Genomic DNA, 10,774 nt, shown 5'->3' on the forward strand with positions numbered 1-10,774 from the left:
AGTCACGGCGCTGAAGTAGAACCTTCAACTTTTGTCTTGTTTTTCCAGAAAGGTACTAAACTCAAGGGTATATATTTTAATTAACACATGAGTTAACGCAAAAATGATCGGCCCATAAATCAGGCCAATAATACCGAACAACTGTAAGCCACCGATAAGCGACAGAAACAGCACCAAAGTACTCATGTTTGACGTACCCTGCATCAGGACCGGCCGCAGGAAATTATCAATAGAACCGACCAGAATAGCTCCCCACAAGGTTAAAAATAGCGCCCAGGGCCAGTCGCCGGTTAATAACAGGTATAAACTGGCGGGTACCCAGATTAACGCCGCCCCCACTACCGGAATAAGTGACGCAAACACCATCATGGTGCCCCAGAACAAACCCGGCATACCGACGATGGCCATACCAATACCACCGGCAGCTCCCTGAGCTAATGCGGTCAAAAATGTCCCGAATACCGCAGAACGCGCAACGGTATTGGCTTCAGTCAGTAACTTTTCTTCCTGCGAGCGGGCCAGAGGTAATATCCAGAACAGGCTTTCAATAATTTTTTTGTGGTCACGTAGTAAAAAAAACAACACAAATAACATCAGGAAAAAGCTGACAATCATGCCGGTTACATCGCCCAGCACTTTGGTGCTGATATCAAGCAACTCTTTACTAAAACCAGCGGCAAACTCCGCAAATCTGTCAATAATGCCTTTGACACTGAAATCGGTAACAGGCAAAAAGTCGTTTATTCTGTCAATACCCTTTTTAATAACCGGTTGTTGCAGTAGTTGCTCGGCGCCACCGTCCTCAACCCACTGGTAGCTTTGTTTTGCAAAGGTAACACCCTGCTGCACTATTGCCATCAGAACCAGCGTCGCTGGCACCAAAATCACTACTACCAGCAACGAACACGTCAGAGTTGATGCCAGATTAGGTTTATCGGGAAACTTCCGGACAATTCGCTGATGCACCGGAAAACACAGCAACGACAATACAAAGGCCAGCACCACCGGACCAATAAAAGGTGCAATCAGCAGATAGCTGGCATACAAAGCCAGTAATAAGAAAACAATAAGCACCCAATGGCCGGGCTCAATTTTAACTTGGTTACTCAATGAAAAACTCCCTTTATTGACAGATGCCCCGGCATTACTAAGGGGCAACCTGTTGCAAAATTAATCCACAAATATAGGCACCATAAGTACCTAAACCATAACCCAGCACTGCCAGTAGCACGCCAACCGGCGCCAGTGACGGGTGAAATGCTGCTGCAACTACCGGTGCTGACGCTGCCCCACCAACATTAGCCTGACTACCCACCGCCAGATAAAACATCGGCGCTTTAATCAGTTTAGCGACCACCAGCAGTAAGATGGCATGCACCAGCATCCAGATAATCCCCACCAGAAACATCAACTTGTTACTCATAATGGCAGTAACATCCATTTGCATACCAATAGTCGCTACCAGAATATACAAAAATGCGGTACCAACTTTTGATGCACCTGCTCCCTCCAGTTTACGTGCCGGGGTCAGAGACAACAGCAAACCGACAGTCGTTGCGATAACTACCAGCCAGAAAAAGCCACTGGTTAAGCTGTAGTCTGCCAGAGAAGGCGCAACCCGACCAATCCAGGGCGCTATGGTATCTGCCAGTGCATGGGCCAGACCGGTTACTCCAAATGCCACCGCCACAATCAGCATAATATCCTGAATGGTCGGAATACGGGAATTTTCAGCCTGATATTGTTCTATTTTTTGCTGTAAATGACCAATAGCACGGGTATCTGCGCCGTTCGCTTTATCAATCCGGGCCGCCCGGCTTGCCATAAATAACAGTACCGCTAACCAGACGTTAGCCACCAGAACGTCAACCGTTATCATCACTGAAAACAAGCTACCATCTACTTCAAACACCTCTTTCATCGCTGCCTGATTCGCGCCACCGCCTATCCAGCTGCCCGCTACGGTAGTCATACCGCGCCAGACATCGCCACCCAGCTGCTCCGGAAAAAAATAGCCAACACTCAGCAAAGCTATCGGCCCGCCAATAATAATACCCAGGGTACCGGTGAAAAACATAATCAGCGCTTTCGGTCCCAGGCCCAGAATCGCTTTAAAATCGACGCTCAGGGTAAGTAAAATCAGGCTGGCTGGTAGCAGGTAACGAGACGCCATTTTGTAAAGTGATGACGCTTCACCATCAATGATATTAAAACTGTTTAACAGCGACGGAATAAAATAGCAGAGTAGTAACGCGGGAATGTACTTGTAAAAGCCCTGACAAGCCCGGTTACTGCTGTGACTGGTGTAAAAAACCAGGCCCAGAATAACCGCCAGTAAGCCAAGGACTACGGCATCATTAGTGAACATAGGTGGTTGAGACATATTACGTCCTGTGTCATTTTATTATTGTTTTGGCAGCGGAATGGTTCCGCATTATCGTCAACTCAAACTGTTGGTCAACATAGCACAGCGCACCAGTTGGAGAAAATAGTCTGCTACCCTGTAACCAGCAGATAAATGAATACAGAGATAACAAAACGGATGGAAAAACCATGGAGAACCCTGTAACTAAGCAGTTAAAGCTGGCATCAACCGCATTGCTCAGCTCGGCGTTGTTGGGCGTCGCACTTTTCAGCACCAGCCTGACCGCAAAACCCATTACCCTGGAACAGACCGTATCAGTGCAGAGCGTCACTGAACTGACTATCAGCGCCGATGGCAAACAAACCGCCTTTATTCGCAACCGGCCCCGCGACCCTTATAAAGACGACGATGGCAGCAGCTATCGCGAACTCTTTATGCTAAACGAAAGCGGCCAGGAAGTGCCCTTTATTACCGGTGACGTCCGGGTCGGCAACCTTAAATTCAGTCCTGATAATCAAACGCTGTATTTTGTCAGTAAGCGCGGTAAAGATAAGTTTGCCGGTTTATATAAAATTGCGGTTAACGGCGGTGAAGCAAGCCAGGTACTTAGCCACGGCAATACCATTTCCGGCTATGACCTCAGCCAGGATGGCAACAAAATTGCTTTTCTGGCCAAGCCTGCTGAGCCGGAATCGAAAGAGCAGTTAACCAAAAAAGGCTTTAAAGCTGAGGTTTACGAGGAAGAGTCTGAATTAACGCAACTGTGGCTGGCCGACTTAACCACATCAGAAATAAAGCCCGAAACGGTACAGATTGAAGGTAACGTGTTGTCAGTAAACTTTGCGCCTGACAACAAACATATCCTGATCCGCACTGCTCCTACGGCGCTGATTGACGACAACTATATGGCCAGCCAGTATCAGCTGATTAATTTAGCGGGTGAAACAGTACAAAGCTATGCCACCAGCGGTAAGCTTGGCAAAGCGATATTTTCGCCCAATGGCGAAAAGCTGGCAATTATTGGTAGTGAAGATATCCACGACCCATCAGCCGGACGTTTGCTACTGGCCGATGTTGCCAGCGGTAAAATTAACGAAATTCTGCCCGATTACCTGGGCCATGTGCAGGATATCGCCTGGCGCAGTAATACTGAACTTGATTACCTGGGCCATGTTGGCACCGAGGCAGAAATAGGTCGTGTTAATACTCGCAATAACAAACACAGTGCCTTGGTTAAAACCGGCAACGGCATTGTGACCCGTCTGGCCATTGCCAACAACGGTGAACAAGCCAGAGTTTTACTGAATAAAGCAGAGCATCCCAATGAGGTTTATGCCCTGACTAAACGCGGCGCGTTAAACCGGCTGACCGATTCAAACCCCTGGCTGGCCGAAATTGACCTGCCAAAACAAGAAACTATCCGCCATACCGCCAGCGACGGGCTGGCACTGGAAGGGGTGCTGGTATATCCACTTGATTATGTTAAGGACAAACAATATCCGCTGGTGATGGTAGTCCATGGCGGGCCGGAAGCGCACATCTCTAATGGCTGGCTGGACCGTTACGCCAGCCCGGTAAAATTAATGGCTGGCGAAGGCTACATGCAGTTTTTCCCCAATTACCGTGGCAGCACCGGCCGGGGCGTGGAATTCTCTAAACTGGGGCAGAACGATTATGCCGGCAAGGAATTTGATGACTTAGTTGATGCCAAAAAACATCTGGTCGACATCGGCTTAGTTGACCCGAAAAAGGTGGGTATTACCGGCGGGTCGTACGGTGGTTACGCTTCAGCCTGGGCGGCAACCAAGCAAACTGAACATTTTGCTGCCAGCGTAATGTTTGTTGGGATCAGTAATAACCTGTCTAAATTTGGCACGACCGACATTGCCAATGAAATGCATCTGGTGCATGCCCGCAGTTATCCGTGGCAAAAATGGCAGTGGTACTTAGAGCGCAGCCCGATTTACCATGCCGAACAAGCCAGAACGCCAATTCTGATTATGCATGGCAAAAACGACACCCGGGTCCATCCCAGCCAGTCGATGGAGCTGTATCGCTACCTGAAGACCCATGGCAAGGTGCCGGTACGCTTAGTATTGTATCCAGGTGAAGGCCATGGCAATCAGAAAGCGGCGGCTCAGCTCGACTATGGCATGCGCTTAATCCGTTGGATGGATCATTTCCTGAAACAAGGTAAAACGGAGCTGCCGGAACATCAGCTGCCACACAGTGACAGGATTAAAGCAGCAAAAGAGCAGGATGAGAAACAACCTGCAACAGACGATAAAAGCGCCGCCTGATCAGTTACCACGCTAACCCTGGCTGCAACTTCAGTAGCCAGGGTTAACTTCGGCAGAGCTTAACTGAAAACCGTTATTCTTTCAGGCGCAAAGGCTGGCCGCTAAAATCGATACCATCCCAGCCGCTGCGCATAAAATTCCGGATATTCTGGTGATCGTCACCTTTTGGGTTGGCCAGAACAGTCTGATAATAGTCACCAAATAAAAACAGCGTTTGTGGCTCAGATAATTGGTGCAGCGCCCCAAACGCCAGTATTTTGCAGGCGCCGGTATTTTCACCGGCGACATTGTTCAGCTCACCGTTTTTAAAATCACACGGCTGAAAATGATACATCAGGTCAATAATGCCAATACTTTGCTGAAAACTAATGGTTTCAGGCTCAGTACTTAACTGAATAAAAAAGCGATCTAACATTGCAACTCCTGCGTTGTACCGGCCTCGCTGGCCGCTGGTATCCTGCCCGGACAAACGTCAACTGATATTAAGCCGCTGTTAAGCGAACTGCAATACAACTAAAGCCGCGGTAACATAAAATTACCTTTCAGTGCCGGATCTGGCCAGTTTTTCGGCCTGCTATTGATATACTCAGACCAGTTAATTACCAGGCAGCGCTAGTTATGTTAAGTAGTTCAGTGTGTCAGCAAGCCAGGCTGGCCCGTGATGCAAGGTTTGACGGCTTGTTTTTTACAGCCGTAAAAAGTACCGGCATTTTCTGCCGGCCAGTATGCCCTGCAAAACCGCCGGCCGAACAACACGTCAGTTACTTTTTTTCTGCCGCTGCGGCCAGTCAGGCAGGGTTTCGACCGTGCTTACGTTGCCGGCCGGACAGCGCACCCGGCTCAGCCGCGTGGCAGGGTACCCAGACAACGCTGCAGCGGGCACTACGCTTAATTGATGAAGGTGCTTTGCAACAGCATACTCAAGCTGCGCTTGCCACCCGCCTTGGCATAACAGACCGCTATCTGCGCAAGTTGTTCCAGCAACAGTTGGGGTTAACGCCAACCCAATATGCACTTAGCCAGAAAGTACTGTTTGCCAAAAAACTGCTGCATGAAACTGACCTGGCCATCACCGACATTGCGTATCAGGCAGGCTTTAACAGTGTCCGGCGGTTTAACGATGCCTTTGTCAGGCAGCTGCGGCTTAACCCGTCAGCGATTCGCCGCCATCGCCCGAAAACTGCCGGCAATGGCCTGCAACTGGATCTCAGCTACCGGCCGCCGATGGCCTGGGATGATATGCTGGCATTCTGGCAGGCGCGCACGCTAACCGGGATTGACTGGGTTGAGGGTCAGCGCTATGGCCGGACCTTTAATTACCTGCAGCACACCGGCTGGTTTGAGGTACAACCCAAAACTGCCTGCAGCCTGCTGCTAACCTTGCATTGGCCGGGCCGGCATGGGCTCAGCGGCTTGGTGCAACATCTGCGCCGGGTACTGGATTTAGACGCCAATATGCTGCAAATTGAACAACAGCTGGCCAGCCATCCCTTATTCAGCAGTGGCCTGATTCACGGTCTGCGGATCCCGGGCCTGTGGAACAGTTGGGAAGCTGGCGTCAGAGCCATTCTTGGGCAGCAGGTTAGTGTAGCCGGTGCCCGCACCCAGCTTAACCGGCTGGTTCAGGCACTGGGAGTAACAGTCGCTGAACAAAAACGCTTGTTTCCCACGCCGCAGGCCGTGTTGGCAAGTGATTTAGCCATGATTAAGGTACCTGCGCTGCGCCGGCAAACCCTGCATGATCTGGCGGCTTTTGTGCTGGCTGAACCTGATGCTGCACCTGAGCGCTGGCTTAGTATTAAAGGAATTGGCCCGTGGACAGTTAACTATGCCAGAATGCGCGGCCTGGGCGACAGTGATATCTGGCTGGCAGGCGATCTGGGTGTACAGCGGGCGCTGGCCAGAACAGAAAATGCAGCGGCAAATACCGACAATCTGGCGCCATGGCGCAGTTATGCCACCTTTCAGCTGTGGTTTCAGACAGGGGACTAACATGTATCAGCAGACCATAGACAGCCCGTTAGGTCCGGTGCAAATTTGCGCCAGTGAACGTGGGATCAGCAAGATTAATTTTGGTATAGCAACAACAGCGCCAGATCAGCCCTCCAGCCTGACAGCGCTGGCTGCCAATCAATTACAGCAGTATTTTGCCGGTAACTTAAGGCAATTCAGTTTACCCCTGGCTACCACCGGCACCACTTTTCAGCAGCAAGTGTGGCAGGCACTTTGTAAGCTGCCGTTTGGCCAGACCTGCAGCTATGCTGACATTGCCAGACAAATAGCTAACCCCAAAGCAGTGCGGGCCGTCGGCGCTGCCAATGGTAAAAACCCGATAGCAATAGTGGTGCCCTGTCACCGGGTGATAGGCGCTAATGGCACCCTTACCGGTTATGCCGGTGGCCTGGATAATAAAGCCTGGCTGTTAGCTCATGAACAAAAAGTTACTGCGAAGTGCTGAAACCAGGTGCTAAAGCATAAAAAAGCCGGGCTAAGCCCGGCAAACCTGCAAGCAAAAATGTTAGGACGCCGCTAGCAGCAACGTCTTATAAGCCTGTTGTCAGAACTGGTAAGAGACACCAAACCGGAACTCATTTTTGGTATCACCGCTGTTAAGCGCTAAATTGCCGCGAATGGCCCAGTCCGGGCTTAAAAAATAAGCAATGCCACCCGCCAGACTGCCATGATCGTCATACACAGTGTGATACGTTGCTTCGCTATACAATTCCACCTGCGGCGTTAGCGGATGACGAACACCCACCCCGGCATAGGCACCGGTTTCATCTGCATCACCTGACCAATTCTCAACACCACCCAGCAAATAGGTCTGGGTATTGGGTGCAAAATCCAGAGTAGTGCCCATAACGTAATTCAAACCAGCTTTCAGTTGATTGGCATCGAACGGGCCATTTGATAAACGGGCATAGCTGGCATCCGCTACCCAGTTGCGATTTAACCGGAAAGAACCTTCGATGTAAGGACCATCGCCAGCAGCATCGGTATAACCAGCGCCAACGTAATCCCAAACCGGGTTCGCCATGCTATTTGCGCTTACTGCCATTGCCACCAGGGCTGATGCTACTAATACTTTTTTCATTTTGTTACTCCATTACTTTTTCAAGTCAAGTCTATCTGTCAGTGTCGCAATTTGGGTGTATCTTAGCCCCCCTGACTTAACAGCTGCTGAACTTCAGCTCACTTTCGCTGACCTTTCAGTTTTATCGAACGAATACCGGCCAAAAATGGCATTTTATATTCTGATAAGTTGCGTTTTAATAGCATCAATCCAGATTCTGGCAGGAGCAAAATCATGAGCAACCGTAGTTTACAGCAAATCATCCCAGCCACTTCGGTATCAGATGGTGCCGGCGTTAAAATTAAACGCAGCCTGGGGCTTAATGCCCAGTTGCGCTTCGATCCGTTTTTAATGCTCGACTGTTTTGGATCTGAGCAGGCAGATGATTATATTAAGGGCTTTCCGCCCCATCCTCACCGTGGTTTTGAAACCGTAACCTACATGCTGGATGGTCATATGCTGCACGAAGACCATCTGGGCAATAAGGGCCATCTGAAAAGTGGTGGTGTGCAATGGATGACAGCAGGTCGCGGTATTATCCACTCCGAGATGCCGCAGCAGGAACAGGGCCTGATGCGGGGATTTCAGTTGTGGCTAAACTTACCGGCAGCAGAGAAAATGAAACCGGCTGCCTATGTTGATATCAGCCCGGAGCAGATACCTCAGTTTGAGCCCATATCCGGTGCGAAGGTTAAAGTTATCGCCGGCAGCTTTAGTACTGCCAATGGTTCCGTGACCGGACCTATCAATGGCTTGAGCACTGAACCGCAGTTTTACGATGTGCGGCTGAAGGCAGGTACCGAGCTGACCGTAGCGTTACCGGCAGGCCATCATGCGCTGCTTTATCCGTTCAATGGTGGCGTAGCGGTAAAAAAAGCCGATAGCCTGCAGCAGCTTAATGAGCATCATGCCGGTTTATTAAACCAGGGCGAAAGTGTCACTCTGGTGGCCAGCACTGACGTCAGCTTAATATTACTGGCCGGCAAGCCTATTGCCGAACCCGTGGTGCAATATGGGCCTTTTGTTATGAATAGCAATGCGGAAATTGAGCAGGCTATTCGCGACTATCAGCAAGGTAAGCTGACCGCGGGCGGCCCGGCAACAGAAATTAAGCTCAATACCCCGGCTTAATCTTTAGCCGCTAAACCACGATTTACTGAGGATTTTCTGGTGCAGGGCCTTTATACTAGTGCTTTTAGTCTAGCGTTTTCAGTAAATGGGTCCAGTTATGAAGTTATTTGGTATCATCGGCGCAATGGAACCTGAAGTTGCAATACTTAAACAGCAACTGACAGCAGGCAGCACCGAACAAATTGGCAACTATCAGTTTTTTCGTGGTCAGCTGGCCGGTAACGAGGTAGTTATTGTTCAGTCAGGTATTGGTAAAGTTGCCGCGGCAGTAGCGACAACCCTGTTAATTGACCACTTTAAACCCGATTGTGTGATCAATACCGGCTCTGCCGGTGGCTTTGACCCTGAGCTAAGTGTCGGTGATATCGCCATTGGCACTGAAGTACGCCACCATGATGTGGATGTAACAGCCTTTGGCTACGAATATGGCCAGGTGCCGCAAATGCCTGCTGCCTATATTGCCCACCCGGAGTTAGTAAAAGCGGCTGCGCAAACTATCGCCAGCCTGGGCTTTTGTAAAACCAAAAGCGGCCTGATAACTACCGGCGATAGCTTTATGTGTGATCCAGAGCGAATAGCACAAACCCGCAAGCGCTTCCCCGACATGCTGGCAGTAGAAATGGAAGGAGCAGCCATTGCCCAGGTGTGCCATATGCTGAATACACCTTTTGTGGTGATCCGAAGTTTAAGTGACATCGCCGGCAAAGAATCACCGGTGTCGTTCGACGCTTACCTGGAAGTGGCATCGAAAAACAGTTCTGCAATGGTGGTAGCCTTACTCGGTCAGCTCAGCGCCGTTCGTTTGTCGTGAACACTTTTATCGTCAGCACTTTATCATCATGAGCGCTTTATCATGAACCCTGTAGCACGCTATGCGACTTCAGCCTGATGCACTGGCTTAATTTGCTGCCGGCCTGGCCGCTAATGGTATTGCTTGCTCTGCTGACCAGCCGCTGGCTGGTGCTGCCTGGTGCCCGCGCCCCTGTTAAAGGGTTGGCCGTATTGCTGCAGCGACTGGCAAAAAAGGTGCACCCTGATATCAGTCGTAGTCATTTTCAACAGCAACTGTCAGGCACCCTGGCGTTATTGCTGGTGCTCGCCCTAACACTGGCTATCGCTTATTGTTTCTACCTGGTTTCGGAGCTGCCACTGGTGCTGGATGTGCTGATTTTATACTTTTGTCTGGGTAGCAGGCTTAGCTTGCAACAGGCTGCGGCAGTCGCTGACAGCATTAACCGCCAACAGCTGACTCTGGCCCGGGAACGTGCCAGGCCGCTGTTGCTTCGTGACCGCCAAAATCTATCTGCAATGGGGTTAAGCAAAGCCTGCATTGAAAGCCTGTTACTACAAAACGCTGCCAACCTGATAGCAGTACTGTTTTGGTTTTTAATCGGCGGCGGTTTAATGGCACTGGCCTATACCTTGCTGCAGATTGCCGCCCGCCAGTGGAACAGTAAATTGCCACATTATCGTTACTTTGGCCGCACTGCGGCAAGGTGTTATCAGCTGGCTGTTGCGCCGGGGCTACTCATTTCCGCGTTGCTGCTGGCGGTTCAGACCGGGCTCAGTGGTGCCTGGCGTAACTATCGGGCTACCGACGCACTTTTCTTTAACTGGCCCAGCCGCATACTGCTGGCAACAGGTGCCAGTGCCCTTGGCCGTAAACTGGGGGGCCCGGCATATTATGCAGGTAGCAAAACAGCACGCCAGCGACTGGGCAGCGGCACCGAACCGACCGCCAACGATATTTTAAGGACAATATTGCTGGTCAATGCGCAGCAAACAGCGTTAATTATCTTATTTAGCAGTACTTTAGCCTTATATATTGCCAGCATCTTATTGGTAGCCTGACCTGTTCACGTTATATACTCTGTACCAGGCACTGAACACTAGACAATGCTGGTA

Annotated in this window: 10 protein-coding genes; 6 read left to right on the forward strand and 4 right to left on the reverse strand. The window is 50.3% G+C overall.

The window, feature by feature from the left end:
- Positions 1 to 24: 24 nt before the first annotated feature.
- Positions 25 to 1,110, reverse strand: a complete 1,086-nt coding sequence (locus CRO03_RS11315; RefSeq protein ID WP_097111746.1) for an AI-2E family transporter — start codon at positions 1,108 to 1,110, stop codon at positions 25 to 27.
- Positions 1,111 to 1,147: 37 nt separating this feature from the next.
- Positions 1,148 to 2,383, reverse strand: a complete 1,236-nt coding sequence (locus tag CRO03_RS11320; RefSeq protein ID WP_097111747.1) for a DUF819 family protein — start codon at positions 2,381 to 2,383, stop codon at positions 1,148 to 1,150.
- 170 nt (positions 2,384 to 2,553) lie between these two features.
- Here CRO03_RS11320 and CRO03_RS11325 point away from each other — a divergent pair, with 170 nt between their 5' ends.
- Entirely contained in the window at positions 2,554 to 4,665 is a 2,112-nt protein-coding gene (locus tag CRO03_RS11325; protein ID WP_097111748.1) for a S9 family peptidase, read from the forward strand.
- A gap of 73 nt (positions 4,666 to 4,738) precedes the next feature.
- Here CRO03_RS11325 and CRO03_RS11330 read toward each other — a convergent pair whose 3' ends face one another.
- Complete coding sequence (locus tag CRO03_RS11330; protein ID WP_097111749.1) at positions 4,739 to 5,080, reverse strand: HopJ type III effector protein; 342 nt, start codon at positions 5,078 to 5,080, stop codon at positions 4,739 to 4,741.
- Between the two features lie 203 nt (positions 5,081 to 5,283).
- On the opposite strand from CRO03_RS11330, the gene CRO03_RS11335 reads away from it, so the two are divergent.
- Together CRO03_RS11335 and CRO03_RS11340 are read left to right on the forward strand one after the other, a co-directional pair.
- Complete coding sequence (locus CRO03_RS11335) at positions 5,284 to 6,657, forward strand: DNA-3-methyladenine glycosylase 2 family protein (RefSeq protein ID WP_099458840.1); 1,374 nt, start codon at positions 5,284 to 5,286, stop codon at positions 6,655 to 6,657.
- A 1-nt stretch (position 6,658) separates the two neighbouring features.
- Positions 6,659 to 7,123 carry a methylated-DNA--[protein]-cysteine S-methyltransferase gene (locus CRO03_RS11340; RefSeq protein ID WP_097111750.1) on the forward strand — a complete coding sequence of 155 codons (465 nt, stop codon included), beginning with the start codon at positions 6,659 to 6,661 and terminating at the stop codon, positions 7,121 to 7,123.
- Positions 7,124 to 7,222: 99 nt separating this feature from the next.
- Here the strand turns inward: CRO03_RS11340 and CRO03_RS11345 are convergent, their stop codons facing one another.
- Positions 7,223 to 7,759 carry a hypothetical protein gene (locus tag CRO03_RS11345; protein WP_097111751.1) on the reverse strand — a complete coding sequence of 179 codons (537 nt, stop codon included), beginning with the start codon at positions 7,757 to 7,759 and terminating at the stop codon, positions 7,223 to 7,225.
- 213 nt (positions 7,760 to 7,972) lie between these two features.
- Here CRO03_RS11345 and CRO03_RS11350 point away from each other — a divergent pair, with 213 nt between their 5' ends.
- The 3 genes from CRO03_RS11350 (at position 7,973) to CRO03_RS11360 (ending at position 10,720) form a co-directional block, all read left to right on the forward strand.
- Positions 7,973 to 8,869, forward strand: coding sequence for a pirin family protein (locus CRO03_RS11350; protein WP_097111752.1), 897 nt, complete (start codon positions 7,973 to 7,975; stop codon positions 8,867 to 8,869).
- A gap of 97 nt (positions 8,870 to 8,966) precedes the next feature.
- On the forward strand, positions 8,967 to 9,680 hold the full coding sequence (gene mtnN / locus CRO03_RS11355; protein ID WP_097111753.1) for a 5'-methylthioadenosine/S-adenosylhomocysteine nucleosidase: 714 nt from the start codon (positions 8,967 to 8,969) through the stop codon (positions 9,678 to 9,680).
- A 77-nt stretch (positions 9,681 to 9,757) separates the two neighbouring features.
- Positions 9,758 to 10,720, forward strand: coding sequence for a cobalamin biosynthesis protein CobD/CbiB (locus CRO03_RS11360; RefSeq protein WP_097111754.1), 963 nt, complete (start codon positions 9,758 to 9,760; stop codon positions 10,718 to 10,720).
- The last annotated feature ends 54 nt before the right edge of the window (positions 10,721 to 10,774 follow it).

It is taken from the genome of Arsukibacterium tuosuense (assembly GCF_900215315.1).
Lineage (GTDB): Bacteria > Pseudomonadota > Gammaproteobacteria > Enterobacterales > Alteromonadaceae > Alishewanella > Alishewanella tuosuense.